The sequence below is a fragment of the Serratia sp. ID 25-353 genome (genome assembly GCF_054792795.1).
The window spans coordinates 2,359,899-2,386,609 of the sequence record NZ_CM139236.1 but is presented as its reverse complement, the minus strand read 5'-3'; the positions used below and the strand labels follow the sequence as shown (position 1 = coordinate 2,386,609).

Here is a 26,711-nt window from a genome sequence, read left to right as displayed (position 1 = left end):
GAGTCATCCCTGAGCCTGATGTCGCAATTATACCACCATGCCACCGGTGTCGCCTCAACTATGCCGGCGCGCCGCGATGGCGGTTTTTTAGCATTAAATGCTGATTTTTATTTAGCCATTGGTCACCCGCGCTATCGCCTGGCGGGCGATTTATGATTTGCCTCTGATTTCTCTCTCGTGGTCGCCCGGCGGCTCTGGGCTTTTCGGCCAGCTGTGATACAGTTTATTCACAATTCAGGCCCGCCGCGCGCCGCAGGGGGAACACACCTGCGGTACGAAGGAGAAAAGCGGCCTGGCTCCTATAACTCACTGAGACGTTTAAGGGTTTTTATGACACAACAGCCACAGGCAAAATACCGCCACGATTATCGCGCGCCCGATTACATCACGACCGATATCGATTTGGACTTCAGTCTGGACGCGGAAACCACGCGCGTGACTGCCGTCAGTAAAATCAAACGTCAGGGCGCGGCCGGCGCCCCGCTGGTGCTGGATGGCGAAGATCTGACGCTGGTGAGCATTCAGGTCGACGGGCAACCGTGGAGCGCCTACCGTCAGCAGGATAACCAGCTGATCATCGAAGAGTTGCCGGCACAATTCACTCTTACCATCGTCAACGACATTCACCCAGCGAAAAACACCGCGCTGGAAGGGCTGTACCTGTCCGGCGATGCGCTGTGCACGCAATGCGAAGCCGAGGGCTTCCACCACATTACCTATTACCAGGATCGCCCGGACGTGCTGGCGCGCTTTACCACCCGCATCGTGGCCGACAAGGCGCGCTATCCGTTCCTGCTGTCGAACGGCAACCGCATCGGCCAGGGCGAATTGGCCGATGGCCGCCACTGGGTGCAATGGCAGGATCCGTTCCCGAAACCTTGCTACCTGTTTGCGCTGGTGGCGGGGGACTTCGACGTGCTGCGCGACAGCTTCACCACCCGTTCCGGCCGTAAGGTCGCGCTGGAGCTGTTCGTCGATCGTGGCAACCTGGATCGCGCCGACTGGGCGATGACTTCGCTGAAGAACTCGATGAAGTGGGATGAGACCCGCTTCGGCCTGGAATACGATCTCGACATTTATATGATTGTGGCGGTCGATTTCTTCAATATGGGTGCGATGGAGAACAAAGGGTTAAATATCTTTAACTCCAAATATGTGCTGGCGAAGGCGGAAACCGCCACCGACAAGGACTACCTGAACATCGAAGCGGTGATCGGCCACGAATATTTCCATAACTGGACCGGTAACCGCGTGACCTGCCGCGACTGGTTCCAGCTCAGCCTGAAAGAGGGGCTGACGGTGTTCCGCGATCAGGAGTTCAGTTCCGATCTGGGATCGCGTTCGGTCAACCGCATCGATAACGTGCGCGTGATGCGCGGCGCGCAGTTCGCCGAAGACGCCAGCCCGATGGCGCACGCCATCCGTCCGGACAAAGTGATCGAGATGAACAACTTCTACACCCTGACGGTGTATGAAAAGGGTTCCGAAGTGATCCGCATGATGCATACCTTGCTGGGGGAAGCGAACTTCCAGAAAGGGATGCAGCTCTATTTTGAGCGCCACGACGGCAGCGCCGCTACCTGCGACGATTTCGTGCAGGCGATGGAGGACGCGTCCAATGTCGATCTGTCGCGCTTCCGCCGTTGGTATAGCCAGTCCGGCACGCCGCTGTTGACGGTGCGCGACGAATACGACGCGGAAACTCAGCAGTATCGCCTGCATGTCAGCCAGAAAACCGCGCCGACCGCCGATCAGCCGGAGAAGTTGCCGCTGCATATCCCGCTGGATATCGAACTGTACGACAGTGAAGGCAACGTCATTCCATTGCAAAAGGGCGGCCTGCCGGTCAACAACGTGCTGAACGTCACCGAAGCGGAGCAGACCTTCGTGTTCGACGGCGTGGCGCACAAGCCGGTGCCGTCACTGCTGCGTGAATTCTCCGCACCGGTGAAGCTGGACTATCCGTACAGCGATCAGCAGCTGACCTTCCTGATGCAGCACGCGCGCAATGAATTTGCGCGTTGGGATGCGGCGCAGAGCCTGCTGGCGACCTATATCAAGCTGAACGTGGCGCGGCACCAGCAGAGGCAGCCGCTGTCGCTGCCGCTGCACGTGGCCGATGCGTTCCGCGCGGTGCTGCTGGACGAAAAACTGGATCCGGCGCTGGCGGCGCAGATCCTGACGCTGCCGTCGGAGAACGAAATCGCCGAGCTGTTCACCACCATCGATCCGGAAGCGATCGCTGCGGTGCACGAAGCGATCGTACGCTGCCTGGCGCGGGAGTTGGCCGATGAGTGGCTGGCGGTGTATCACGCCAACAAGACCGACGGCTACCGCGTAGAGCACGCCGAGATCGCCAAGCGCGCCTTGCGCAATGTGTGCCTGGGCTATCTGGCGTTCGGCGAAGATGTGGCGCTGGCTGACCAACTGGTGAGCGAACAGTATCGCCAGGCGGACAACATGACCGACTCGCTGGCGGCGATGTCTGCCGCGGTCGCGGCCCAGCTGCCGTGTCGCGATGCGCTGCTGGCGGCGTTCGACGAGCGCTGGCATCAGGATGGCCTGGTGATGGACAAATGGTTCGTGCTGCAGGGCAGCAGCCCGGCGGCAGACGTGCTGAGCAAGGTTCGCGCGCTGTTGCAACACCGTTCGTTCAGCCTGAGCAACCCGAACCGCACCCGTTCGTTGATCGGCGGCTTCGCTTCCGGCAACCCGGCGGCGTTCCATGCGGCGGACGGCAGCGGCTATCAGTTCCTGGCGGAAATCCTCAGCGATCTCAACCAGCGCAACCCGCAGATCGCCGCGCGCCTGATTGAACCGCTGATTCGCCTGAAGCGTTACGACGCGGGCCGCCAGGCGCTGATGCGCAAGGCGCTGGAACAGCTGAAAGGGTTGGAAAACCTGTCCGGCGATCTGTACGAGAAGATCAGCAAGGCGCTCGACGCCTGATCTTTTCGCGCTGATATAGATAAGGGACGGCCTGCGCCGTCCCTTTTTTTATCCGTTCAATTTGCCGCCTGGCGCGGGCTGGCCCCGGTAACCGGCGGCGATAACACCCGTTCCAGCACTTCGGCCTCCAGTTCCGCCAGCCGGGTAGAACCCTTGCGGCGCGGCCGCGGCAGATCGAGGGTGAGATCCAACCCGATGCGCCCCTCTTCGATCAGGATCACCCGATCCGCCAGCGTGATGGCTTCGCTGACGTCGTGCGTGACCAGCAGTACGGTAAAACCGTGCTGTTGCCACAGCGTTTCTATCAGCCCCTGCATCTCAATGCGCGTCAGGGCATCCAGCGCCCCGAGCGGTTCGTCCAGCAGCAGCAGGCGAGGGCGATGGATCAGCGCGCGCGCCAGGGCGACCCGTTGCTTTTGCCCGCCGGACAGCGCCGCCGGCCAGTCGCGGGCGCGATCCGCCAAGCCGACCGCGTCCAGCGCCTGCAGTGCCGCATCGCGCCACTGGCCGCGTAGCCCCAGGCCCACGTTGTCGATCACCGTTTTCCACGGCAGCAGGCGTGCATCCTGAAACATCAGCCGGGTATCCTCTTTAGCGGCGGCAAGCGGCGCGTTGCCGCTGAGCAGCGCGCCGCTGCTGGCCTGTTCCAGGCCGGCCAACAGGCGCAGCAGGGTGCTTTTGCCGCAGCCGCTACGGCCGACCACCGCCACGAACTGCCCGGCGGAGATATGCAGCTGAATATTGTCCAGTACCGTGCGGTTGCCGTAACCTTTGCCGATGGACTCCAGCGTCACCGGCGTGCCTTGCGCAAGGCGAGCGGGAAGGGTCATAGCGCTTCTCCCTGTTTCAGTTGATAGGCCGGATGCCAGCGCAACCAGACGCGCTCCAGCAGCTGCGCGCCCACGTCCGCCAGCTTGCCGAGCAGGGCGTACAGCACGATTGCTACCACTACCACATCGGTTTGCAGAAATTCACGTGCGTTCATCGCCAGGTAGCCGATGCCCGAATTGGCCGAGATGGTTTCGGCGACGATCAGCGTCAGCCACATGAAGCCGAGAGCGAAACGCACGCCGACCATAATCGACGGCAGCGCGCCCGGCAGCACCACCTGTGTAAACAGGCGGAAACCGCTCAGGCCGTAGCTGCGGGCCATCTCCAACAGGCCGCGATCGATGTTCTTGATGCCGTGATAGGTATTGAGATAAATCGGGAACAGCGTACCGAGCGCCACCAGAAAGATCTTGGCGGATTCATCGATGCCGAACCACAGGATCACCAACGGGATCAGCGCCAGGTGCGGCACGTTGCGAATCATTTGCACCGAGCTGTCCAGCAGGCGTTCGCCCCAGCGCGACAGCCCGGTAATAAATCCGAGGATCAGTCCGATGCTGCCGCCGATGCCAAAGCCGATCAACGCGCGCTGGCTGCTGATGCTCAGGTGCTGCCACAGTTCGCCGCTTTGGCTCAGGCTCCAGAAGGCGGCCAGCACCGCGCTCGGCGCTGGCAAAATGCGGTTGGATAGCCAGCCGGTTTCGACGGCGATCTGCCAGAGGATCACCAGCGCCAGCGGCAGCGCCCAGGGGGCCAGCCGGTACAGGATGCGTTGCGCGTTCTTTGCCATCGGGGCGCTCCTCAGCTCTGCGACACTTTTTGCGGAACATAGATGTTGGCCACCACTTCGCCCTGCGGGCGCACTGGCTGAAGGCGCACGGGCGTTTCCTCCTGCGCCAGATCGAGGTGCGGGAACAGCAGTTCGCCGACGCGGTAGGCCTCTTCCAGATGCGGATAGCCGGAGAGAATAAAGGTATCGATGCCCAGATCGGCATATTCCTGCATGCGCGCCGCGACCGTCGGACCATCGCCCACCAGCGCGGTGCCGGCGCCGCCGCGTACCAGGCCAATGCCGGCCCACAGGTTCGGGCTGATCTCCAGGTTATCCTTTTTGCCGCCGTGCAGCGCCGCCATGCGCCGTTGGCCGACGGAGTCGAAGCGCGCAAAGGCCTGCTGCGCGTTGGCGATGGTTTCCTCATCGAGGTGCGCGATCAGCCGGTCGGCGGCGCGCCAGGCCTCTTCGGTGGTTTCCCGCACGATGACATGCAGGCGGATACCGAAGCGTACCTGGCGGCCTTTCGCCGCCGCTTTGGCGCGCACCTCTTCGATTTTCTCTTTAACCTGCGCGGGCGGCTCTCCCCAGGTGAGATACATTTCTACCTGCTCGGCGGCCAGATCCTGCGCGGCGGCGGAGGATCCGCCGAAATAGAGCGGCGGGCGCGGCTGCTGCACGGGTGGAAACAGCAGTTTGGCGCCTTTCACCTGAATATGCTTGCCGTCGAAATCGACAGTTTCGCCTTCGAGCACCCGGCGCCAGATGTGGGTGAACTCGGTTGAGGCTTCGTAGCGCTCTTCATGGTTAAGGTGCAGCCCCTCTGCCGCCAGCTCTTCCGGATCGCCGCCGGTGACCAGATTGAACAGCGCGCGCCCGTTGGACAGGCGATCCAGCGTCGCCGCCTGGCGCGCCGCCAGCGTAGGAGAGATGATGCCCGGCCGCAGCGCGACCAAAAACTTCAGCCGCTGGGTGACCGGGATCAGCGAGGCGGCCACCAGCCAAGAGTCTTCGCACGAGCGGCCGGTGGGGATCAGTACCCCGCCGAATCCCAGCCGATCCGCTGCCTGGGCAATCTGTTGCAAATAACCGTGATCGACGCTGCGCGCCCCCTGTGCGCTGCCAAGATAGTGGCCGTCGCCGTGGGTGGGTAAAAACCAGAAAACGTTCAGGCTCATCGTCAATGCTCTCCCATGATTTATTGCGCGCTTGGGCGCCAGATGCGTTGCGAGATGTCGACCTTCACCGGCACCAGCCGGTTGGCGTAAAACAGGTCGGCGGTTTGCTGCTGCGCGGCGATCGTCTGCGCATCGAGCGGTGTGATGGCGGTCGGCGGGCGGTGATCCAGATAGCTGGCGATCACTGGCTCCGGCAGCCCCATGGCGTTGGCCAACAGGGCCACGCTTTGCGCCCGGTCGCTGCGGGTGAGCGCATCGGCCTGGGTCAGCACCGTCAAGACCTGGCTGATAAAGGCGCCGTTGGCTTCAACATAGGGGCGCGCCGCCAGATAGAAGGAACCGGTCTGGTTCAGATCGGTGCCGTCGCCGAGCACCCGTACGCCGCCCTGCAGCAGCGCGGCGGAATAATAAGGATCCCAGATGGCCCAGGCGTCGACGTTGCCCTGTTGGAAGGCGGCACGCGCATCGGCGGGCGTCAGATAGGCGGGCTGGATATCGGTGAACTGCAGTCCGGCCTTTTGCAGCGATCGCAACAGCAGGTTGTGCGAGCTGGATCCTTTCTGGAAGGCGATCTTATGGCCTTTCAGATCGGCGACGGTTTTGATCGGGCTGTTTTCCGGCACCAGGATCACTTCCGCCTTGGGTTTGGGCGGCTCAACGCCGACATACAGCAGGTCCGCACCGGCAGCCTGCGCGAAGATCGGCGGAATATCGCCGGTGCTGCCCAGATCGATGCTGCCGACGTTCAAGGCCTCCAGCATCTGCGGGCCGGCGGGAAACTCGATCCAGCTGATGCGGGTGGCGGGGAAACGTTCTTCCAGCAGCCGGTGGCTCTTCGCCAGCACCAGGCTGACCGATCCTTTTTGGTAGCCGATGCGGAACTGCGCCGGATCCTGCGCTGCGGCGGCATTGGCCCAGACCAGCGACAGCAAGCCGGTGAGGGTAGCGGCGCTCAGCCAGCGGCGTAAAGCGATGCGTTTTTTCATTCAGGCTCTCCTTTTCCAGGCTTTTCAGGCAGTCTGTCGCGCCGCCAGCGGCGAGGCGACGCGCAGCGCGGGCGGTTTGCGGCGGCCCAGCGCCAGATAGAAACTGGCGAGCGCTTCTTCCAACCGGGCGGCGACGGCGTCGGTGAGCGTGGCGCCTTCGCCGGTCAATTGGATCTGGCTGTCGTCGGCGAATACGCCGTGCAGCACTTCCTGCGCTTTCAGCGCCGCCAGCACCGGTTTCAGCGCATAGTCCACCGCCAACATGTGACCGACAGAACCGCCGGTTGCCAGCGGCAGCACCACCTTATGATCCAGTGCGCGTTCCGGCAGCAGATCCAGTAAGGTCTTCAGCGCGCCGGAGAACGACGCTTTATAAACCGGCGTGGAAATCAGCAGGCCGTCGGCCTGCGCTAACTGGTCGGCAAACGCCTTGATCGCCGGGCTGTTGAAGTTGGCGTACAGCAGATCTTCGGCGTCGAAGTCGTGCAGGGTATAAGCCGTCACTTCCACCCCTTGCTGCCGCAGCCAGTTCTGACTCAGCGCGAGCAGCGCCGCGGAACGTGATGGGATGCGTGGGCTGCCGGCCAGTGATATAACGCGCATTGCCACTCCTTATAACTAAAAGTTAGGTTTAATTAAAAAATCAATGAGAAGTGTTTTAAAACTACCAGCAACCGGGCGCGTTTTTTAAATCTCATTTTTTGATTTGGATATGCGCAAAAGCGGATTGGCGCCGATTTTGCGGTGAGGAGGGAAAACGGTTGCGTAAAAACGGCTTTTTTTGCCTTTAATCAATTCCAATTAGGCGGGGGATACCGGATAATACGCCCCCGGTTTGCAACCGGGAAATCAGGAGAGTCCATGTACTACCCCCTCATCAGGAAAGCGTTGTTCCAGCTCGATCCGGAGCGTGCGCACGAAGTGACCTTTCGTCAGCTCAGTCGTATTGCCGGCACCCCATTAGCGTTTCTTGTCCGCCAGTCCGTGCCGACCAAACCGGTCAGTTGCATGGGGCTGTCGTTTAAAAATCCGCTGGGATTGGCCGCCGGTCTGGATAAAAACGGCGAGTGCATCGATGCGTTCGGCGCGATGGGCTTCGGCCATGTGGAAGTCGGCACCGTGACGCCGCGCCCGCAGCCGGGCAACGACAAGCCGCGTTTGTTCCGCGTGGTTGAGGCGGAAGGCCTGATCAACCGCATGGGGTTCAATAACCATGGCGTGGACAATCTGGTTGAAAACGTTAAGAAATCCCATTTCGGCGGCATTCTTGGGATCAATATCGGCAAGAATAAAGACACCCCGGTCGAACAGGGTAAGGACGATTATTTGATCTGCATGGATAAAGTTTATCCGTATGCCGGTTATATCGCGATTAACATCTCTTCACCGAATACGCCGGGGTTACGATCCTTACAGTATGGCGAAGCGCTGGACGATCTTTTGGCTGCGATTAAAAATAAGCAGCAGGAATTACATGCGCGCCATCACAAATATGTGCCGGTAGCGGTAAAGATCGCGCCGGATCTTTCAGAAGAAGAATTGATCCAAATTGCCGATAGCCTGGTGCGGCATAATATCGATGGCGTGATCGCCACCAATACCACATTGGATCGAAAATTGATCCAAGGGTTAAATTACTGCGAACAAGCGGGCGGGTTAAGTGGGCGTCCGTTGCAATCACGCAGCACGGAAGTGATCCGCCGTCTCTCTACCGAACTGCAAGGGCGCCTGCCGATTATCGGCGTAGGCGGCATCGATTCGCTGACGGCGGCGCGCGAAAAAATGGAGGCCGGCGCGAGCCTGCTGCAAATTTATTCCGGATTTATCTATCACGGCCCGCGTTTGATTAAAGATATCGTTACCCATATCTAATATTTTTCCTCTCATTTTATTCCGGGGGTTTATTTCTGCCCCCGGCTCGTCTATATTTTGTTCGTTAGCATAAATATCGTTCGCGGAATTATCCGATGTTTAAGCTATTTTATCGGTGATAAAATCGCCTTTTAGGGTGAGTGCGGCGTTGGCATAGGCAGCGAGAAGGATACGAAATGAAGATAAAACCTGACGATAATTGGCGTTGGTATTTTGATGCCGAACACGATCGGCTAATGCTGGATTTAGCTAATGGTATGATCTTCCGTTCACGTTTCCCGGCCAAAATGTTAACGCCGGACGCCTTCGATGAATGTGCTTTTTGCGTGGATGACGCCGCCCTTTATTTCACCTATGAAGAACAGTGCAAACAGGTCAAGCTTAGCCATGAACAGCGTGCCGAGCTGGTGTTGAATGCGCTGGTCGCCTACCGCTTCCTGAAACCACTGATGCCGAAGAGCTGGCATTTCTCGCAGCAGCATTACCCGCTGCAGCCGAAAAACGGCGAGCTGGCGGCGGTTAAAGTGATGGAAAGCGGCGTGGAAGCGCGCTTGCTGGTGGTAGAGGCCGGGGATAACGCCAGCCTGTGCCTGCTGGCGCAAAATCAGCTGACGGTCGCCGGCCGTACCATGGTATTGGGCGACGCCATCAAGGTAATGCACGATCGGCTGAAACCCTGCGCGCAGGATGAAAGCAGCGCCCCGGCTTACGACAGGGCGGTATAGGGCGAATTACGCCAGGGTCAAATCACTTTTCGGGATGCAGCTGCAGCACAGGATGGTGCCGTTGTCGCCCAGCGCGCTTTTCTTCAGGGGCGCGACTTCACCGCTCAGCAACGTAATGCGGCAACTGCCGCAAATCCCGGCGCGGCAGGAGTAAGGTACGCGGATGCCTTGCTGTTCCAACTGCTCGAGCAAGATCTGCTGGTTGTTGCCGGTAAACACCTTTCCTTCGTATTCAATAGTGACGCTGTGCTCGCTGTCTTGCGGCGCTTGCACGCTCTCCACCACTTTGCCGGCGCCATAAGGGCGCGGCGGCTTGGTCGACAACACTTCCACCGTATCGCCCACGCGAATGATGCCGCTGTTGCGCGCGATCATGTTCTGGCCGAAATCGATGTCGCCGTTGTCGGCGGAGCGGAATTTTTGCAGCGTGCTCAGCGGTTCGCCGCTCGGATGCTTGCGGCCGCGCTCGGTGCTGACGGTGGTGAGCACGCAGCGGCTGCAGGGTTTCACCAGATCGAACATGACGTCGCCGACGCGGATCACCTGCCAGCCGTCCTCGGCCCAGGCGGTGGCGCCGCTCACTACCAGATTGGGGCGGAACTGCTCCAGCTTGATGCTGCCGGGGCAACGCTGCTGCAGATCGTTGAACGAAGCCTGGTTAATCAGCAGATAAGGATAGCCATCGGCAAACGTCAGCGGGATTTCGGGGTGTTTCTTCACCCGGCGGGTCAACTCCGGTCCCAGCCAGCGTAGCTGCACGTCGCGCTGGAAATAGCCGCTCAGCCAGCGGTTGATCTCATCCGGCGCGATCAGCGCGGTGAAGTGGTTGCCCCATACCTCGGTCGGCTGCGGCGCGGCGGCGAAGTCGCTGAAGCGAATGGCGGCGCTTTCGCCGTCCGGCGCTGTCAGGAATAGCCCGTCCGGCAGCAGCGCCGGCGTGAACAGCACCATCTGCGGGTATTGGCGCGCGGTAATAAAGGTGCCATCCGGCTCGGTGATCATAAAGTTGCGGTCGAAGGCCAGACCGCTGCTGCCGACCTGGGCGTAAGAAAGCTGCAGACCGCGCAGTGATTTAACCGGATGGACGTAGAGTCTGGAAAGCGTGATCACCCTTATCTCCGTGCGATTATTAAATAGAAGGGAGCAACTTTATGACAAGCGGTGCGGATTAGCTATAATGCGCAACAATTTTCTTTTTGGTGATAAGCACGATATGAACTCTCTGTTTGCCAGCACGGCGCGTGGATTGGAAGAACTGTTAAAAAGCGAGCTGGAAGCGCTTGGCGCTCACGACTGCAAAGTGGTGCAGGGTGGGGTACATTTTCAGGGTGACGATCGTCTTCTGTACCAAAGCCTGCTGTGGAGCCGCCTGGCTTCGCGCATTCTGTTGCCGCTGAACGAATTCCGCGTGCACAGCGATCTGGATCTGTACCTCGGGGTGCAGGCGATCGACTGGCCGAGCATTTTTGGCGTGGATAAAACCTTTGCCGTGCATTTCAGCGGCGTGAACGAAGAGATCCGCAACAGCCAGTATGGTGCGTTGAAGGTAAAAGACGCCATCGTCGACAGCTTCACCCGCAAACTCGACCAACGCCCGACGGTCGCCAAGCAGCAGCCGGATATTCGCGTTAACGTCTTCCTGCAGCGCGATATGGCCAGCGTGGCCCTCGATCTGAGCGGTGAAGGCCTGCATCAGCGCGGCTACCGCGATCTCACCGGCCAGGCGCCGCTGAAGGAAAACCTGGCGGCCGCCATCGTGCTGCGTTCCGGCTGGCAGCCGGGCACGCCGATGCTCGATCCGATGTGCGGCTCCGGCACGCTCTTGATCGAAGCGGCAATGATCGCTGCCGATCGCGCGCCGGGCCTGCACCGCCAGCACTGGGGCTTCAGCGCCTGGAACGGCCACAACGCCGAACTGTGGCGTGAAGTCACCGCCGAAGCGCAGGTGCGTGCACGCCGGGGCCTGCAGGAAACCGCCTCTCGCTTCTTCGGTTCCGATATCGATCGTCGGGTGATTGAAATGGCGCGCGGCAACGCCCGCCGCGCCGGCGTCGCCGAGCTGATCACCTTTAACGTCGGCGACGTGGCGCGCCTGACCAATCCGCTGCCTGAAGGCCCGCACGGCACCGTGATCAGCAACCCGCCGTACGGCGAGCGTCTGGAAAGCGAACCGGCGCTGATCGCGCTGCACAACATGCTGGGCCGCGTGATGAAAAGCGCCTTCGGGGGGTGGCAGCTGTCGCTGTTCAGCGCCTCGCCGGAGCTGTTGAGCTGCCTGCAGCTGCGCGCCGAGCGCCAGTTCAAGGCGAAGAACGGCCCGCTGGAGTGCGTGCAGAAAAACTATCAGCTGGCGGCGAACCCGGCCGGCGCCACTGCCGGCGGCGTGCAGGTGGCGGAAGATTTCGCCAACCGCCTGCGCAAAAACTTGAAGAAGCTCGACAAGTGGGCGAAACAGCAGGGCATTGAATGCTACCGCCTGTACGATGCCGATCTGCCAGAATACAACGTCGCGGTGGACCGCTACGGCAGCAAGGTGGTGGTACAGGAATATGCGCCGCCGAAAACCGTCGATGCGCAAAAAGCGCGTCAGCGCCTGTTCGATGTGATCAACGCGACGCTGGCGGTGTTGGAGCTACCGTCGAATCAGCTGATCCTGAAAACCCGCGAGCGGCAGAAGGGCAAGAACCAGTACGAGAAACTGGCGCAGAAGGGCGAGTTCCTGCTGGTGGAAGAATATAACGCCAAGCTGTGGGTCAACCTGACCGACTATCTCGATACCGGCCTGTTCCTCGATCACCGCATCGCGCGCCGCATGCTGGGCGAGATGAGCAACGGCAAGGACTTCCTGAACCTGTTCGCCTATACCGGCACCGCCAGCGTGCACGCCGGGCTGGGCGGCGCGCGCAGCACCACCACGGTGGACATGTCGCGTACCTACCTGGAATGGGCGGAGAAGAACCTGCGCGCCAACGGCCTGACCGGCCGTCAGCATCGGCTGATCCAAGCCGACTGCCTGTCGTGGCTGAGCAACGCCAACGAACAGTTCGACGTGATCTTCATCGATCCGCCGACGTTCTCCAACTCCAAGCGGATGGAGAACACTTTTGACGTGCAGCGCGATCATCTGGCGCTGATGAAAGATTTGAAACGGTTGCTGCGCCGCAACGGGACCATCATGTTCTCGAACAACAAGCGCGGTTTCCAAATGGATATGGCAGGGCTGAGCGCGCTGGGCCTGGAGGCGAAAGAGATCACCGCCAAGACGCTGTCGCAGGACTTTGCCCGTAACCGTCAAATCCACAACTGCTGGCTGGTGAGTCACGCCGGCGAAGGAAAATAATTACTATGTCGTTAATCAGCATGTCCGGCGCCTGGCTCTCTTTCAGCGATGCGCCACTGTTAGACAACACCGAAATTCATATCGAAGACAACGAGCGCGTGTGTCTGGTCGGGCGCAACGGCGCCGGCAAGTCCACGCTGCTGAAGATCCTCGGCAAAGAGATCCCGCTGGACGACGGCCGGGTAATCTACGAACAGGATCTGATCGTGGCGCGCCTGCAACAGGATCCGCCGCGCAATATCGGCGGCAGCGTGTTCGACTTCGTGGCCGAAGGCGTTGCGGAGCAGGCAGAACACCTGAAGGCGTATCACGCGATCTCCCACCTGGTGGAAAGCGATCCGAGTGAGAAAAATCTGGCTCGTATGGCGCAAATCATGGAGATCCTCGATCATCAGGGGCTGTGGCAGCTCGACAGCCGCATCAGCGAGGTGCTGCTGCAGCTGGGGCTGAACGGCGACGCCGAGCTTTCCTCGTTGTCCGGCGGCTGGCTGCGCAAAGCGGCGCTGGGCCGTGCGCTGGTGAGCTCGCCGCGCGTGCTGCTGCTCGACGAACCGACCAACCACCTCGATATCGAAACCATCGACTGGCTGGAAGGCTTCCTGAAAGAGTTCGACGGCAGCATCGTCTTCATCTCGCACGACCGTTCGTTTATCCGCAACATGGCGACGCGCATCGTCGATCTGGATCGCGGCAAGCTGGTTTCCTGGCCGGGCAACTACGATCTGTATCTGCAGAGCAAAGAAGAAGCGCTGCGGGTGGAAGAGCTGCAAAACGCCGAATTCGATCGCAAGCTGGCGCAGGAAGAGGTCTGGATCCGTCAGGGCATCAAAGCGCGCCGTACCCGTAACGAGGGCCGCGTGCGTGCGCTGAAGGCGCTGCGCGTCGAGCGTTCAGAGCGCCGTGAAGTGATGGGCACCGCCAAGATGCAGGTGGAAGAGGCGACCCGCTCCGGCAAAATCGTATTCGAGCTGGAAGACGTCAATTATCAGGTTGGCGAAAAAGTGCTGGTGCGCGGTTTCTCCGCTCAGGTGCAGCGCGGCGACAAAATTGCGCTGGTGGGGCCGAACGGCTGTGGCAAAACCACGCTGCTGAAACTGATGCTCGGTCAGCTGAAAGCCGACAGCGGCCGCGTGCACTGCGGCACCAAGCTGGAAGTGGCCTATTTCGACCAGCACCGCGCGGATCTCGATCCGGAGCGCACGGTGATGGACAACCTGGCGGAAGGCAAGCAGGAAGTGATGGTCAACGGCCGCCCTCGCCACGTATTGGGCTACCTGCAGGACTTCCTGTTCCACCCGAAACGCGCCATGACGCCGGTGAAGGCGCTGTCGGGCGGTGAGCGTAACCGCCTGCTGTTGGCTAAGCTGTTTCTGAAACCGAGCAATCTGTTGATCCTCGATGAACCAACCAACGATCTCGACGTCGAAACGCTGGAGCTGCTGGAAGAGCTGATCGACGGCTATCAGGGCACCGTGCTGCTGGTCAGCCACGATCGTCAGTTCGTCGACAACTCGGTGACCGAGTGCTGGATCTTTGAAGGCAACGGCGTGATCAACGCCTTCGTCGGCGGTTACTACGATGCGCATCATCAGCGCGCCACGGCGAAACCGATTCGTCAGGCGGCGCCGAGCGCGAGCAAACCGGCGGCGGAGAAAAAGGCCGAACAGCCGAAGAAAGCGGTGGCCAAGCTGAGTTACAACCTGCTGCGCGAACTGGAACAGTTGCCGCAGCGGCTCGAACAGCTGGAGGCGGAAATCGAAGCGCTGCAGGCGCAGATGAGCGATGCCGACTTCTTCACGCGGCCGCACAGCGAAACGCAAGACGTGCTGACGGCGTTGGCTAACGCTGAGCAGGCGCTCGAGCAGGCCTTCGCCCGTTGGGAAGAGCTGGAAGCGATGAAAAACGGCTGACCGTTGCGATACCGCCCGCGCGCTGCTGCGGGCGGTATCGACGTGCCGGTGAGCAACGTTATTGAGGAGGAATATGGTGTGTTCCCACAACAATCATCAGCAGCATAGTCATTCCGCACCTTCGGCGGAGCACCAGGATAACCTGATGCTGTGCCCGCAGTGCGACATGCTGGTGGCGCTGCCGCCGCTGGCCTATGGCAGCAAAGCGGTATGCCCGCGCTGCAAAACCACGCTCAGCGCCCGCTGGGACGAGCCGCGCAAGCGGCCGATCGGTTACGCGCTCAGCGCCTTGTTCATGCTGGTGCTGGCCAACATTTTCCCGTTTATCAACATGCGCGTCGCCGGCCTCGGCAACGAAATCAGGCTGATCCAAATCCCGGAAGTCATGGTGGCGGAAGACTACGCCAGCATGGCCACCTTGTTTATGGTGTTCGTGCAGCTGATCCCGGCGTTTTGCATGGTGGCGATCATTCTGCTGTGCGCCAAAGTGCGTTTGCCGCTGGGACTGAAAGAGTGGATGGCCCGGGTGCTGTTTCAGTTCAAGACCTGGTGCATGGTGGAGATTTTCCTCGCCGGGGTGTTGGTCAGCTTCGTCAAGCTGATGGCCTATGGCGATATCGGCATCGGCAGCAGCTTCGTGCCTTACTGTCTGTTCTGCCTGCTGCAGGTGCGCGCTTTCCAGTGCGTGGATAGGCGCTGGCTGTGGCAGGACATCGAACCGGCGCCGCGTCTCGATCGCCCGCTGACGGTGGGGCGCACCGGCATGCGGCAGGGCGTGCGCTCCTGCGCCTGCTGCACGGCGATCCTGCCGGCCAATCAGGTGCGCTGTCCGCGCTGCCACACCAACGGCTACGTGCGTCGCCGCCACAGCCTGCAATGGACGCTGGCGCTGCTGGTGACCTCCATCATGCTGTATATTCCGGCCAACCTGATGCCCATCATGGTGACCGAGGCGTTGGGCAACAAGATGAACTCCACCATCATGGCGGGGGTGATCCTGCTGTGGGGGGACGGCTCTTATCCGGTGGCGATGGTGATTTTCATCGCCAGTATCATGGTGCCATCGCTGAAAATGCTGGCGATCGGCTGGCTGTGCTGGGATGCCAACGGCAGGAAGAAGCCGCGCGCCGACAGCGAGCGCATGCACCTGATTTATGAAGTGGTCGAATTCGTTGGCCGATGGTCAATGATCGACGTGTTTGTGATCGCCGTATTGTCGGCGCTGGTGCGAATGGGGCAGTTGATGAGCATTTACCCCGCGACGGGCGCCGTGCTGTTCGCGCTGGTGGTGATCCTCACCATGTTCGCCGCCATGACATTTGATCCCCGGCTGACCTGGGATCGCGCAAGTGAAACAATCAACAAGGAGCCGCAAGGTGACGGAAAATAATCATAGCGTCGCGGACGTCGAGAAGATCAAACGCTGGTCGCCGGTGTGGATCATTCCCATCGTAACCGCACTGATCGGCGCCTGGATCCTGTTTTACCACTTCAGCCATCAGGGGCCGGTAGTGACGCTGGTGACCTCGACGGCGGAAGGGCTGGAAGCGGGTAAAACCAAAATCAAAAGCCGCAGCGTGGACGTCGGCGTGGTGGAAACCGTCACGCTGAGCGATGATTTGAGCAAGGTGATGGTGCAGGCGCGTCTTAATTCCGGCATGGAGAAATTGCTGCGCCAGGATTCAGCCTTCTGGGTAGTGAAGCCGCAGATCGGCCGTGAAGGCGTCTCCGGGCTGGGGACGCTGCTCTCCGGCGCCTATATCGAACTGCAGCCGGGCAACAAGGGCAAAGACGGCAAAGACAACTATCAGCTGCTCGACGCGCCGCCGCTGGCCTCTCCGGACGCCAAAGGGCTGCGTATCGTACTGGACAGCGAGAAATCGGGCCAGCTCAACGCCGGCGATCCGGTGCTGTTCCGCGGTTATCGCGTCGGGTCGGTGGAGACCAGCTATTTCGATCCTAAAGCGCGCGCCATGCGCTATCAGCTGTTCATTACCGCGCCTTACGATCAGTTGGTCACCACCAACGTGCGCTTCTGGAAAGACAGCGGCGTGGCGTTTGACATGTCGGCACAGGGCATGCGGGTGGAGATGGGGTCGCTGACTACCCTGTTCAGCGGCGGCGTCAGCTTCGACGTGCCGGACGGCTGGGATCGCGGCGAACTGGCGAAAGAGAAGGCGGAGTACCAGCTGTTCGACAACCAGCGCAGCACGCAGGATTCGCTGTATACCGTGCATAAGGACTACCTGCTGTTCTTCTCCGATTCGGTACGCGGCCTGCAGCCGGGCGCGCCGGTCGAATTCCGCGGCATCCGCCTGGGCACGGTGGCGCAGGTGCCGTTCTATAAAGAAGGCATGGCGCAGCGCCTGGATAACGACTACCGCATTCCGGTGCTGATCCGCATCGAGCCGGATCGCTTCCAGAAACAGCTGGGCGGCAACTTCGATATTGAAGGGCACCTGAAAGACGCGGAATCGCGCGGCATGCGTGCCTCGATGAAGTCTGCCAACCTGCTGACCGGTTCGCTGTATATCGATCTCGACTTCTATCCGCAGGAGAAACCGTGGAAAGGGCCGCGCGAGCTGTTCGGTTATCCGCTGATGCCGACCACCAGCGGCGGGCTGGCGCAGATCCAGCAGAAACTGATGCAGACGCTGGACAAGATCAACGCGATGCCGATCAATCCGATGATCAACGAAGCGACCAAGACGCTGGCGGAAAGTCAGAAAACCATGAAATCGACGCAGCAGACCATGAAGTCGCTGAACGACATCATCGCCAGCAAAGAGATGCAGGCGCTGCCGCAGGACATGCAGAAAACGCTGCTGGAGCTGAACCGCAGCATGAAAGGGTTCCAGCCTGGTTCACCGGCTTACAACAAGATGGTGGGCGATATGCAGCGCCTCGACCAGGTGTTGCGTGAGCTGCAACCGGTGCTGCGCACCCTGAATGAGAAGAGCAACGCGCTGGTGTTTGAAGCCGCCGGCAGCACTGACCCTCAGCCGAAGAAGGCCACGAAATGATGAAATGGATCCCGGTAGCCCTGGCGCTGTTGCTCAGCGCCTGCAGCAGTTCGCCACAGAAGACCTACTATCAGTTGCCGGCGCTGGGTGCGCCGGCCGCGGCCACCAGCAGCGGCGCCTCCACGCGCCAGCTGTGGCTGGAGCACGTGAGTGTGGCGGATTATCTGGCGCAGAGCGGCGTGGTGTATCAGACCAACGACGTGCAGTATGTGATAGCGCAGAACAACCTGTGGGCCAGCCCGCTCGACCAGCAGCTGCAGCAAACGTTGGTCACCAACCTGAGCAGCGCGCTGCCGGGTTGGGTGGTCTCTTCGCAGCCGATGAGCAGCGATCAGGATGTGCTGAACGTCACCATCAGCGGCTTCCACGGCCGTTTTGACGGCAAGGCGATCGTTCGCGGCGAGTGGGTGCTGAACCGCCAGGGACGCTTGATCAAACGGCCTTTCAACCTGGAATTGAAACAGGGTGAGGACGGTTATGATGCCCTGGTGCGCACGCTGGCGCAGGGCTGGCAGCAGGAAGCCCAGGCTATCGCAGTACAGATGGGCGGCATTTAGTCATAATTTGGTCTAAAATCGTCTAATCCCTGTCAGCGTGAAAAGTCTTTTTTTCTCACTGGCAGGGATTTCTTTTTTATTTCAAAAAGTTAAACCCTTTCTCAGCAGATCAGCCACTTAGCACTTTCCTCGGGCGTAGCTCACAAATATGACATTGGCGTGAATTTTGCGCATTGATCTTCTCTTCTTTTAGCGCTATTGATTACTCGTGGCTGCGCAAAAAGCAGCCATTGTTTTCTTTCCACCAGACCAAAATGAGGGAAACGAGGCATGAAGAGACAGAAACGCGATCGTCTGGAAAGGGCGCATTCGAGAGGGTATCAGGCAGGTATTTTAGGGCGTTCCAGGGAACATTGTCCCTACCAATCATCGGTGGACGCCCGGTCTCAATGGCTGGGAGGTTGGCGAGAAGCCATGGAAGACAGGGCTGTGACCGCTTAAGCGGCTCCCTGTCAAATAAAAGGAATAACCTCCGCCCTTTGGCGGAGGTTTTTGTTTCAGGCGTTTATTTATCCTGCCAGCGCTTCAACAAAATACTCGCATTCACGCCGCCAAAGCCGAAGCCGTTTGATAAGGCGTAGGTCATATTCATCGATTCCGCCTGTTTCGCGACCAGATGCAAGCCTGCCGCCGCCGGATCGGGGTTATCCAGATTTAGCGTTGCAGGGGCTATCTGATCGCGCAGAGCCAAAGCGGTAAAGATGGTTTCCAACCCGCCGGCGGCGCCCAGCAGGTGCCCGGTCGCTGATTTCGTCGAGGTCACGGCGACAGTCCCGGCGGTGCCAAACAGGTGCTTGATGGCATTGATTTCGCCTAAATCGCCTACGGGTGTCGAAGTCGCGTGCGCGTTTAAATGCTGAACTTCCTCGGGGGCGACGTTCGCCTGCTTCAACGCAATTTTCATCGCCCGATAGGCGCCGTTGCCGTCTTCAGCACCGGATGTCATGTGGTAGGCGTCGGCGCTGGTGCCATAGCCGACGATTTCCGCGAGCGGCGTGGCGCCGCGCGCCTGCGCATGCTCCAGCGTTTCAATCACCAGCATGCCGGCGCCTTCCCCCATGACAAATCCGTTCCGGGCGCTGTCGAAAGGCCGAGAGGCCTGTCGCGCCAACTCGGCCGGTGCGGTGGACATGGCGCGTGCGGCGGCGAATCCGCCCAGGCTTACGGTGTCGATAGCGGCTTCGGTACCGCCGCATAGCGCGATATCGGCCTCATCATTGCGGAGCAGTCGCACTGCGTCGCCGATAGCCTGCACGCCGGCCGCACAGGCGGTGACCGGTGCGCCAATCGGGCCTTTGAAGTGATGTTTGATGGAAACGTGACCGGCCGCCAGATTGACCAGGAAAGAGGGGATGGTGAATGGCGACAGGCGTTTGGCGCCGCGGCTGTCGGTAATGCGTACCGCCTGGGCAATCGCCGGAAAGCCGCCAATACCCGAGGCGATGACAGTGGCGGTGCGCTCTTGCTTTTCCTCCGTATCGGCGATCCAGCCGGCCTGACGAACGGCTTCATCCGCCGCTGCCATGGCAAACAGGATAAAGCGATCCATTTTCTTTTGATCCTTGGGGGCGACTGAAGCATCGGGGTTGAATCCCGCTTCAGTATCTTGCGCCAGCTCCGGGACCTGGCCTCCGACCTTGACCGGCAAATCTGCAACGATCTCGTCAGGTAAAGCCCGAATGCCGGACTCTCCTGTTAATAAACGTTGCCAGATACTCTCCACGCCGCACCCTAACGGTGAAACGGCGCCCATGCCGGTAATAACGATACGGCGATTGCTCATGACTGCTCCTTGGTAAGTTCGGATAAATCGGCGAGGCGCCGCTGACGCATCAGTTCGGCGCGTTGACGTATGCCGTCATTTGCCGCAGGCCCTGGTGCCAATATGACAAACTGCGGCGGCACCTGCTGTTGGGTATCGACATTGACCAACTGGACCTGGATCGGCCGATCGGTGCGGCCGTCGACTAACAAGGCGCTAATGTCACCGTCGATCAAATGACGATTGCCCCATTGTGAGAGAGCGGCCAGCACGGGGAGAAAATCGTTGCCGCGTTCGGTGAGCAGATACTGATAGCGGACCGGCCGCGTTTGATAACGTTGCTTATGCAGAATGCCGTGGGCCACTAAATCCTTCAGGCGTCGGGCCAGGAGCGTCGGCGACATCCCCAGACTTTGTTGGAATTCGTCGAATTTGGATAATCCCTGAAAGGCATCACGCAGGATCAGGATGCTCCACCATTCTCCGACGCGATCTAATGAACGCGCGACGGGGCATGGTGCATCGCTAAAGCGAGTTTTTTGCATATCGCCTCTTTGTGGATACATTTATTGTAGTTACATGCATGACTATACTAGGTGATTTTGAGGGGCAAGAAAATAACCGGATGCAAAAAACCGCTATCGCGTCGATAGTTGGCTGCAGGAAGGAGCCTTCGCTCAACGAGCCTGTAGCTTTGGTCGTTTCGGATAAGCATAGGGCAGAGAAAGGAGGGAAAAGGCGTTGCGATAGCGGGCGATTAAAGGTGATGAATGGTCTTTAAACGATAAGAGAAAGAAATGCCGCCACGATAGCGTGACGGCATGCGCCGAACGTTGGAAAAGAAGACGGTGGCCGCCTTCTCGTCAGCGTGATTAGAACGCTGTAGTATCCTTGAACAAGCCCACTTTCAGGTCGGTGGCAGTATAGATCACTTCACCATCAACCAGCACTTCGCCATCGGCGACGCCCATGATCAGCTTGCGGGTGATGACGCGTTTGAAGTTAATGCGGTAGGTCACTTTCTTCGCGGTTGGCAGCACCTGGCCGGTAAACTTGACTTCACCGACGCCCAGCGCGCGACCTTTGCCTTCGCCACCCAGCCAACCGAGGTAGAAACCGACCAACTGCCACATCGCATCCAGGCCCAGGCAGCCTGGCATGACCGGATCGCCGATAAAGTGGCAACCGAAGAACCATAGGTCCGGATTAATATCCAGCTCCGCTTCCACATAACCTTTGTTGTGAGTCCCGCCGTCTTCAGTCATCTTGACCACGCGGTCCATCATCAACATGTTACCTGCCGGCAACGGTGGGCCACCGGCGCCGAACAGCTCGCCACGGCCGGATGCTTCGAGGTCTTCTTTCGTATAGGAATCGCGTTTATCTACCATGTTCTCAGTAAGCCTTATTTTAATGAAGGACGCAGGTTAGCTAACACGTGTACGCTGAACAAGTCCGATCAGCCGTGGTTAAACCAGTTGAGCCAGCGCAGCGGCCACGGACGACGGCGTTCTTGCAGGCTCACCTGCGCAATCCGTTCCTGTATGGCCGCCAGCAAATTCGGCTGTTGTTCGTCAGAGTAGAGGCAACCTGTGAGCAAAGGCAAGGCGTCCGCCGCGCTCTCTACCGCCCACAGATGGAATTGCCCCTCGCGTACCGCGTCAACGACATCCTGACGCAGGCACAGGTGGCGCACGTTGGTCATGGGCAGTACGACGCCCTGTTTACCCGTCAGGCCGCGGCGTACACAAACCTCGAAGAACCCTTCGATTTTTTCGTTAACGCCACCTATCGGCTGTACGTTGCCGAATTGGTCGACGGAGCCGGTGACGGCGATCTGCTGGGTGATCGGTTGCAGTGACAGGGCGCTGACCAATGCACACAGCTCAGCCAGCGAGGCGCTGTCACCGTCCACTTCACCATAAGATTGCTCAAAGACGATGGAAGCGGAGAAGGGCAGTTGTTGATCAAGGTCCAGTTCGGCGATCAGAAACGCCTGCATGATCATCATGCCTTTAGCGTGCAGGTTGCCGCCCAGTTCGGCTTTGCGCTCGACGTCGGTGAACTCGCCGTCGCCGAGATGCACAACGCAACTGATACGTGACGGTTCGCCAAAGCTGCGTGGATGGCCGGGATAATCCAGGACTGACAGACCGTTGATCTGTCCGATCACTTCACCCTCGGTCTCAATCAGAATCTGACCCAGCTCGATCTCATCCTGCATACGCTCGGCCAGATAGCTTTCACGCCATTCGCGGGCATTTAACGCCGCTTCGAACGCTTTGGCCGTAATGCGATCCTCTTCGGCATACAGTGCGGCTTCGGACAGCTGCTGGCCAAGCCAAACCGGCGAGAGTGGCAGGATGCCCTGGTCGCCACTGTAACGTACCGCCTGGACGATCAGCGGCGGCCAGGCGTCGGTCGCCAGCATCGGCAACTGCAGGTCGGCAATCACGCCGTTGACGTAGCCACACCACTGCGCCATATCATCAATTTCAGTCAGCTGCAGGTCGTCTTCGAATTCACCGTAGATCGCTTGTTCACTCAGTTCCGGCTCGATATCGTGAAAATCAGCCAGGCCGTGACGGTCGCCGACCACGATCAGCCGCAGGTCCAGCGGCATCGGTGGAATGGCTACCGGCAGCGGGCGGGTTTCGTCTGGCGAAACCCAATGGAACTGACGCTGGCCGATCATCTGTTTCAGCCGCAGCCACAGTAACGGCTGAGCCAGCAGCGCACGTGCCGACAGAATCAGAATGCCGCCGTTGGCCTGGTGCACCAGACCCGGCTGCAGGGTAATGTCGCCATTGTGGATCCGTACGCAGCCAAACAGCTGTTCCGGTTCGATCCACTCCTGGAACAGGCAAGCGCCGCCGGCGGCAAAAGGTTCATCGCCACGGCTGGCCGGTTCTACGCTGACCTTGCCATCCTGAATGACATAGTGGCTGCCGCAGTATGCCGTATTTTTCGGCAGCAGTGGTTTGACGGCGTGAGCGATCAGTTCCAGATACTCTCGCGTTTCTTGCGCTTTCAACAGCATGAAACGCGGTGGTGATTGAGGGTGGCAAAATAGCGTCAGGGCATTTTCCAGCCGAGGCTGAATGGCGGAAAAGGGCACGGGTGCCAACTGAGCGGCGGTATCAAATATCGCCTGATAAGGCGTTACGTCCGGCAATAAAGATTGCCATTCAAGTCGGTTATTGGTCAAAGTGTTAGATGCAATCGTTAAAAAGGGAAAGGGCGATTATACAAGAATAACGGCTGCTTGATACATGCGGAGTGCCAGTTGGCATCAGGGAGTTTGACATCGCGCGGTGACTGTGCAAAAAACAGTCTAAAAGACGGCTTAATTGCCGGGGAAATTCGGCGTAAAGCTGTTATGCTTATTTGAAGTTACGCGGTCACTGAAGAGCTCAAGATGAAATATCAGCAACTGGAAAATCTGGAGAGCGGTTGGAAATGGAAGTACCTGGTGAAGAAGCACCGGGAAGGGGAACTCATTACCCGCTACATTGAAAACAGCGCTGCTCAGGAGGCGGTTAACGAGCTGCTGAAGCTGGAAAATGAGCCGGTAAAGGTACTTGCATGGATTGCCGCTCATATGAATCCGGAACTGGATAACCGGATGAAACAAACGATCCGCGCCCGCCGTAAACGTCATTTTAACGCAGAACATCAGCATACGCGTAAAAAATCTATCGATCTGGAATTTTTGGTTTGGCAACGATTGGCTGCCCTGGCGCGTCGCCGCGGCGTCACGCTGTCGGAAACCGTCGTGCAGCTTATTGAAGACGCTGAACGCAAAGAAAAGTATGCGAACCAGATGTCATCGTTGAAAGAAGACTTGAAGGCGATTCTTGGCAAAGATTCCGAGTAAGTGCGTGAGAACGCCTTAGTGGTGCTTGGCTTTGAATGTTATGGCAACAAGAGGACGAAAAAAAACCCCGCATAGCGGGGTTTTTTATTAGGCGAGTAAACTTAGCCCTGAGGCTGAGTTACAACGTCTTTGATACCTTTAACTTCGATCTCTACGCGACGATCTGGTGCCAGGCAAGCGATCTGAGCTTTGGTAGCGCGGCCAGATTTGTAGCCACAGGTGTTGCCAGTAACTGCATCTGCTTCACCCATACCACGTGCAGAGATTTTGTCTGACGGGATGCCTTTGGAGACCAGGTAGTCAACAACGCTCTGTGCACGCTGTTCGGACAGTTTCTGGTTGTACTGGTCAGAACCAACGGCGTCGGTGTAACCCAGAACCACTACAGAACCGTCTTTAGGATCCATGGAGCTCAGCTGGGTGTACAGCTGATCCAGAGCCTGCTGGCCTTCTGCTTTCAGAGTAGACTTGTTGAAGTTGAACAGCACGTCAGACTTCAGAGTGAAACGCTTGGTTTCAACAACTGGAGCCGGAGCCGGAGCTGGTGCTGGTGCAACTACGTCATCCTGACCGAAGCGGTAAGAAACGCCCAGGCTCAGCATGGTGTTGTCTGGACGTGCGCCAACGGTACCTGCGTCACCGATGTTGCTTACGAACTGGTAATCCAGGCGGGTAGCCCAGTTTTTGGTCAGTGCGTATTCAACACCAACAGCAGCCAGCGGAGAAACGCCGGTGTCGTGGTCGCTCAGGCGAGTGCCGTTGCCGTAGTTAGCTTTGGAGTCTGCACGCCATACCATACCACCCAGACGAGTGTAGATGTCCAGATCGTCAGCAATTGGGTAGCTCAGTTTAGCGGCCAGTTGAACGCCCTGCGCTTTGAAAGCACCGTTGTTCACGCTGCCTTTGTAAGGCATGCGGCCGAGCCAATCATAGCCCAGTTCGAAGCCCAGGTATTGGTTTGCCTGGTAGCCCAAGAACGCGCCAGCACCCAGCTGATCTTTGTGGGTTGGGCCGTTGCCGATACCGTTCTGGTAACCGTTACCGTAGAAACCAGTGTCGTGGTACTGGGACCAGCCCAGTTTAGCACCGGTGTACCAAGTGTTATCTTTTGGAGCGGCTTGCGCTACGGTAGCGAAACCTGCCAGTGCCACTGCTAATGCGATAGCTGTCTTTTTCATTTTGCGCCTCGTTATCATCCAAATAGGCAATGAGCTTTAAAGCTGTTTAAGCCCTTGGTTAAATTCCTTCGCCAAGGTTTAAGCCCTCGTTTGTTACTCGCCAGTTTTTCTGACGTTATAGAGCAACCTTGGCGATGTAAAGTCTACAACGTGGCGCGAAAGTTACAAGTGTGATGTGATAAGGCTCTAAAAAAAAACGCGGAATCGTACATATTTGCTAACATTCTTAGCTTAAAAAATCGGCGGTTCATTGGGCGTTTTTGCTTGCCAAACCGCAGCCGGACTCGCTTTTTGCCTTCCCCCGCAAAGGTTCCGCTTATCGAGTGCGAAAATGATGGGAAAAATCCTAAATTTACTTAATGATACAAAGAAGAGTGAATTTTTAGGGTGGAACACTGTCCGTGAGTCGGGTCAATGTCACGTTGAGGACGCATGATAAACCCGTAGGCATTACCCAATTCTGCCGCACGTCTTAATTTTAGACGATCCTCCTCCGTTAGTTCGGGCAACCAGCCGAGAACCACGCTATAGTTCCCCGTTTGCAGCGCTTTTTCCATTGCCTCAACCGTATTCACCGGGCTGATTTGGCTCAACTGCACCATTTTATCCACCGGCAGGCCGGACTGCTGTAGCCATTGCTTGCTTAACTTTTGCTGCGGTGTCAGCCACAGCAGCCAGCGAGACTGCTTGCCCAGTTGCTGCAGCAGGGGCAACAGCAGTTGAGCCACTGCGGGCTGGCGCTCGTTGTAAACAAGTTCACTGATCAAGCCATTCTCTTTGCCGACATTCGTATTCTTCGCAACGCTGTTTGCGGTAAAAGAGCCATGGCTAAAATGAGGTTGGTAGAGTGATTGAGTACGCATAAAGTTCCCGCCCGTCGTGTTACTGTATGTTTATACAGTATCCCTGATTTCGGATAAGATCAACCCAAATTTTCGTAGCGGCTCGCATAATTGCGATCATTTTTTGTACCGGTGTTTTTTGTGATTGGCATGTGGGCAGATAGTGCGTATTTTCCTAATTAGTTGTTCACGTTACTCTTTTCATTGATAAGAGAAATAATACGACCGGAACCTAAAAAGGAGAAATGCTATGAAAAGGATGTCGACGCGGAGGATCGCGCAGGCTAAAAATTGCTTCGCGGCGCTGGGCGCCATCACCACGCGGTCACAGTTTGGCGGCTATGGGCTGCTGGCCGAGGGGGTCATGTTTGCAGTGGTAGCGGAAGGTGAATTGTACTTGCGAGCTACGGCGAGCATGGAACCGGCCTTTCGCGCCAGAGGGATGGTCAATATGGTCTATTCCAAGCGCGGAGCGCCCATCACCTTGCGTTATTACTGGGTTGACGAGTCGCTGTGGCGGGAACGCAACGAGTTGGTGGGGCTGGCCTGGCAGGCCATCAGGGAAGCGCGCCGAGAGCAGCAGGTCAAGGCCGGCGATCACGGCAGATTGAAGGCGTTGCCGAACATAGATGTCAACATGGAACGCTTGCTGTGGCGAGCGGGGATCCGCAACGCCTATGACCTGCGGCTGCATGGCGCTAAACGCAGCTATCTCCGCCTGCTGCAACAGCAGACCAATCTGGGTCTGCGCGTGCTGCTGTCACTGGGCGGCGCGATAGCCGGTTATCATCAGGCGGCATTGCCGACCGAATTGCGCAACGAACTGGTGCGCTGGTTCGATCATACGATGGCGATGCGCCGCCATGGGCATGAGCCAGTGGTTCAGGGCCCATTGAGTGGGCCCTGAAT

General features: G+C 58.7%; 24 protein-coding genes. 12 read left to right on the top strand and 12 right to left on the bottom strand.

The features are described 5' to 3' along the window. Positions 1-18 precede the first annotated feature (18 nt). Together ACYF6X_RS11545 and pepN are read left to right on the top strand one after the other, a co-directional pair. Positions 19-156 carry a hypothetical protein gene (locus tag ACYF6X_RS11545; RefSeq protein WP_154805958.1) on the top strand — a complete coding sequence of 46 codons (138 nt, stop codon included), beginning with the start codon at positions 19-21 and terminating at the stop codon, positions 154-156. Between the two features lie 174 nt (positions 157-330). Next, a complete protein-coding gene (gene pepN / locus ACYF6X_RS11540) occupies positions 331-2,949 on the top strand; it encodes an aminopeptidase N (protein WP_107227725.1) in 2,619 nt (872 codons plus the stop codon). 56 nt (positions 2,950-3,005) lie between these two features. Here pepN and ssuB read toward each other — a convergent pair whose 3' ends face one another. From ssuB to ssuE, 5 genes are read right to left on the bottom strand one after another with little or no spacing between them, the layout of a single operon-like run. Then, a complete protein-coding gene (ssuB, locus tag ACYF6X_RS11535; RefSeq protein ID WP_063989441.1) occupies positions 3,006-3,779 on the bottom strand; it encodes an aliphatic sulfonates ABC transporter ATP-binding protein in 774 nt (257 codons plus the stop codon). Continuing rightward, a complete protein-coding gene (ssuC, locus tag ACYF6X_RS11530; RefSeq protein WP_063989442.1) occupies positions 3,776-4,570 on the bottom strand; it encodes an aliphatic sulfonate ABC transporter permease SsuC in 795 nt (264 codons plus the stop codon). Before ssuC ends, ssuB begins: the two co-directional genes overlap by 4 nt. A gap of 11 nt (positions 4,571-4,581) precedes the next feature. Next, the gene (gene ssuD / locus ACYF6X_RS11525; RefSeq protein WP_130017644.1) at positions 4,582-5,730 is read right to left on the bottom strand and encodes an FMNH2-dependent alkanesulfonate monooxygenase; all 1,149 of its coding nucleotides are present in this window, start codon (positions 5,728-5,730) and stop codon (positions 4,582-4,584) included. A 20-nt stretch (positions 5,731-5,750) separates the two neighbouring features. Next, positions 5,751-6,716 carry a sulfonate ABC transporter substrate-binding protein gene (locus ACYF6X_RS11520; RefSeq protein ID WP_063989444.1) on the bottom strand — a complete coding sequence of 322 codons (966 nt, stop codon included), beginning with the start codon at positions 6,714-6,716 and terminating at the stop codon, positions 5,751-5,753. Between the two features lie 24 nt (positions 6,717-6,740). Then, positions 6,741-7,319 carry an NADPH-dependent FMN reductase gene (gene ssuE / locus ACYF6X_RS11515; protein WP_033646581.1) on the bottom strand — a complete coding sequence of 193 codons (579 nt, stop codon included), beginning with the start codon at positions 7,317-7,319 and terminating at the stop codon, positions 6,741-6,743. Positions 7,320-7,577: 258 nt separating this feature from the next. Between ssuE and pyrD the strand changes: the two genes are divergently transcribed. After that, complete coding sequence (gene pyrD, locus ACYF6X_RS11510) at positions 7,578-8,588, top strand: quinone-dependent dihydroorotate dehydrogenase (protein WP_047568298.1); 1,011 nt, start codon at positions 7,578-7,580, stop codon at positions 8,586-8,588. A gap of 176 nt (positions 8,589-8,764) precedes the next feature. Further along, entirely contained in the window at positions 8,765-9,313 is a 549-nt protein-coding gene (locus ACYF6X_RS11505) for a cell division protein ZapC (RefSeq protein ID WP_063989446.1), read from the top strand. 6 nt (positions 9,314-9,319) lie between these two features. On the opposite strand, the gene ACYF6X_RS11500 is transcribed toward ACYF6X_RS11505, so the two are convergent. Beyond that, the gene (locus ACYF6X_RS11500) at positions 9,320-10,423 is read right to left on the bottom strand and encodes a YcbX family protein (RefSeq protein WP_038874255.1); all 1,104 of its coding nucleotides are present in this window, start codon (positions 10,421-10,423) and stop codon (positions 9,320-9,322) included. Positions 10,424-10,526: 103 nt separating this feature from the next. Between ACYF6X_RS11500 and rlmKL the strand changes: the two genes are divergently transcribed. From rlmKL to rmf, 6 genes are all read left to right on the top strand, one after another. Then, entirely contained in the window at positions 10,527-12,653 is a 2,127-nt protein-coding gene (gene rlmKL / locus ACYF6X_RS11495) for a bifunctional 23S rRNA (guanine(2069)-N(7))-methyltransferase RlmK/23S rRNA (guanine(2445)-N(2))-methyltransferase RlmL (RefSeq protein WP_130017645.1), read from the top strand. A gap of 5 nt (positions 12,654-12,658) precedes the next feature. Then, entirely contained in the window at positions 12,659-14,563 is a 1,905-nt protein-coding gene (locus ACYF6X_RS11490) for an ABC transporter ATP-binding protein (protein WP_130017646.1), read from the top strand. A 73-nt stretch (positions 14,564-14,636) separates the two neighbouring features. Then, entirely contained in the window at positions 14,637-15,953 is a 1,317-nt protein-coding gene (pqiA, locus tag ACYF6X_RS11485; protein ID WP_074181188.1) for a membrane integrity-associated transporter subunit PqiA, read from the top strand. After that, on the top strand, positions 15,940-17,586 hold the full coding sequence (pqiB, locus tag ACYF6X_RS11480) for an intermembrane transport protein PqiB (protein ID WP_063989450.1): 1,647 nt from the start codon (positions 15,940-15,942) through the stop codon (positions 17,584-17,586). Before pqiA ends, pqiB begins: the two co-directional genes overlap by 14 nt. After that, complete coding sequence (gene pqiC / locus ACYF6X_RS11475) at positions 17,583-18,143, top strand: membrane integrity-associated transporter subunit PqiC (RefSeq protein ID WP_130017647.1); 561 nt, start codon at positions 17,583-17,585, stop codon at positions 18,141-18,143. The genes pqiB and pqiC overlap by 4 nt, the downstream gene beginning before the upstream one ends. Positions 18,144-18,413: 270 nt before the next feature. Further along, positions 18,414-18,584, top strand: a complete 171-nt coding sequence (gene rmf, locus ACYF6X_RS11470; protein ID WP_004928150.1) for a ribosome modulation factor — start codon at positions 18,414-18,416, stop codon at positions 18,582-18,584. Positions 18,585-18,648: 64 nt separating this feature from the next. On the opposite strand, the gene fabF is transcribed toward rmf, so the two are convergent. The 4 genes from fabF to ACYF6X_RS11450 all read right to left on the bottom strand — a co-directional run bounded on the left by fabF (position 18,649) and on the right by ACYF6X_RS11450 (position 23,113). Next, positions 18,649-19,926 (bottom strand): beta-ketoacyl-ACP synthase II, encoded by a 1,278-nt coding sequence (fabF, locus tag ACYF6X_RS11465; protein ID WP_130017648.1) that lies wholly within the window; start codon positions 19,924-19,926, stop codon positions 18,649-18,651. Continuing rightward, positions 19,923-20,450: a winged helix-turn-helix transcriptional regulator gene (locus ACYF6X_RS11460; protein ID WP_063989453.1), complete on the bottom strand. Its 528-nt coding sequence runs from the start codon at positions 20,448-20,450 to the stop codon at positions 19,923-19,925. Before ACYF6X_RS11460 ends, fabF begins: the two co-directional genes overlap by 4 nt. A 327-nt stretch (positions 20,451-20,777) precedes the next feature. Continuing rightward, positions 20,778-21,296 (bottom strand): bifunctional 3-hydroxydecanoyl-ACP dehydratase/trans-2-decenoyl-ACP isomerase, encoded by a 519-nt coding sequence (gene fabA / locus ACYF6X_RS11455; protein WP_004928144.1) that lies wholly within the window; start codon positions 21,294-21,296, stop codon positions 20,778-20,780. Positions 21,297-21,364: 68 nt separating this feature from the next. After that, positions 21,365-23,113: an AAA family ATPase gene (locus tag ACYF6X_RS11450; RefSeq protein ID WP_074181189.1), complete on the bottom strand. Its 1,749-nt coding sequence runs from the start codon at positions 23,111-23,113 to the stop codon at positions 21,365-21,367. Between the two features lie 210 nt (positions 23,114-23,323). Here ACYF6X_RS11450 and matP point away from each other — a divergent pair, with 210 nt between their 5' ends. Beyond that, positions 23,324-23,782: a macrodomain Ter protein MatP gene (gene matP, locus ACYF6X_RS11445; protein ID WP_063989454.1), complete on the top strand. Its 459-nt coding sequence runs from the start codon at positions 23,324-23,326 to the stop codon at positions 23,780-23,782. A 101-nt stretch (positions 23,783-23,883) separates the two neighbouring features. Here matP and ompA read toward each other — a convergent pair whose 3' ends face one another. Both ompA and sulA read right to left on the bottom strand, forming a co-directional pair. Further along, positions 23,884-24,960: a porin OmpA gene (gene ompA, locus ACYF6X_RS11440; RefSeq protein WP_049296036.1), complete on the bottom strand. Its 1,077-nt coding sequence runs from the start codon at positions 24,958-24,960 to the stop codon at positions 23,884-23,886. A gap of 356 nt (positions 24,961-25,316) precedes the next feature. Beyond that, positions 25,317-25,823 (bottom strand): SOS-induced cell division inhibitor SulA, encoded by a 507-nt coding sequence (sulA, locus tag ACYF6X_RS11435; RefSeq protein WP_063989455.1) that lies wholly within the window; start codon positions 25,821-25,823, stop codon positions 25,317-25,319. A 229-nt stretch (positions 25,824-26,052) separates the two neighbouring features. Here sulA and ACYF6X_RS11430 point away from each other — a divergent pair, with 229 nt between their 5' ends. Next, entirely contained in the window at positions 26,053-26,709 is a 657-nt protein-coding gene (locus ACYF6X_RS11430; RefSeq protein ID WP_063989456.1) for a TfoX/Sxy family DNA transformation protein, read from the top strand. Positions 26,710-26,711 lie beyond the last annotated feature (2 nt).

Coding starts and splice junctions, on each gene's coding strand:
- ACYF6X_RS11545 (WP_154805958.1), top strand. CDS start 19: ATGTCGCAATTATACCACCATGCCACCGGTGTCGCCTCAACTATGCCG.
- pepN (WP_107227725.1), top strand. CDS start 331: ATGACACAACAGCCACAGGCAAAATACCGCCACGATTATCGCGCGCCC.
- ssuB (WP_063989441.1), bottom strand. CDS start 3,779: ATGACCCTTCCCGCTCGCCTTGCGCAAGGCACGCCGGTGACGCTGGAG.
- ssuC (WP_063989442.1), bottom strand. CDS start 4,570: ATGGCAAAGAACGCGCAACGCATCCTGTACCGGCTGGCCCCCTGGGCG.
- ssuD (WP_130017644.1), bottom strand. CDS start 5,730: ATGAGCCTGAACGTTTTCTGGTTTTTACCCACCCACGGCGACGGCCAC.
- ACYF6X_RS11520 (WP_063989444.1), bottom strand. CDS start 6,716: ATGAAAAAACGCATCGCTTTACGCCGCTGGCTGAGCGCCGCTACCCTC.
- ssuE (WP_033646581.1), bottom strand. CDS start 7,319: ATGCGCGTTATATCACTGGCCGGCAGCCCACGCATCCCATCACGTTCC.
- pyrD (WP_047568298.1), top strand. CDS start 7,578: ATGTACTACCCCCTCATCAGGAAAGCGTTGTTCCAGCTCGATCCGGAG.
- ACYF6X_RS11505 (WP_063989446.1), top strand. CDS start 8,765: ATGAAGATAAAACCTGACGATAATTGGCGTTGGTATTTTGATGCCGAA.
- rlmKL (WP_130017645.1), top strand. CDS start 10,527: ATGAACTCTCTGTTTGCCAGCACGGCGCGTGGATTGGAAGAACTGTTA.
- ACYF6X_RS11490 (WP_130017646.1), top strand. CDS start 12,659: ATGTCGTTAATCAGCATGTCCGGCGCCTGGCTCTCTTTCAGCGATGCG.
- pqiA (WP_074181188.1), top strand. CDS start 14,637: ATGGTGTGTTCCCACAACAATCATCAGCAGCATAGTCATTCCGCACCT.
- pqiC (WP_130017647.1), top strand. CDS start 17,583: ATGATGAAATGGATCCCGGTAGCCCTGGCGCTGTTGCTCAGCGCCTGC.
- rmf (WP_004928150.1), top strand. CDS start 18,414: ATGAAGAGACAGAAACGCGATCGTCTGGAAAGGGCGCATTCGAGAGGG.
- fabF (WP_130017648.1), bottom strand. CDS start 19,926: ATGAGCAATCGCCGTATCGTTATTACCGGCATGGGCGCCGTTTCACCG.
- ACYF6X_RS11460 (WP_063989453.1), bottom strand. CDS start 20,450: ATGCAAAAAACTCGCTTTAGCGATGCACCATGCCCCGTCGCGCGTTCA.
- fabA (WP_004928144.1), bottom strand. CDS start 21,296: ATGGTAGATAAACGCGATTCCTATACGAAAGAAGACCTCGAAGCATCC.
- matP (WP_063989454.1), top strand. CDS start 23,324: ATGAAATATCAGCAACTGGAAAATCTGGAGAGCGGTTGGAAATGGAAG.
- ompA (WP_049296036.1), bottom strand. CDS start 24,960: ATGAAAAAGACAGCTATCGCATTAGCAGTGGCACTGGCAGGTTTCGCT.
- sulA (WP_063989455.1), bottom strand. CDS start 25,823: ATGCGTACTCAATCACTCTACCAACCTCATTTTAGCCATGGCTCTTTT.
- ACYF6X_RS11430 (WP_063989456.1), top strand. CDS start 26,053: ATGAAAAGGATGTCGACGCGGAGGATCGCGCAGGCTAAAAATTGCTTC.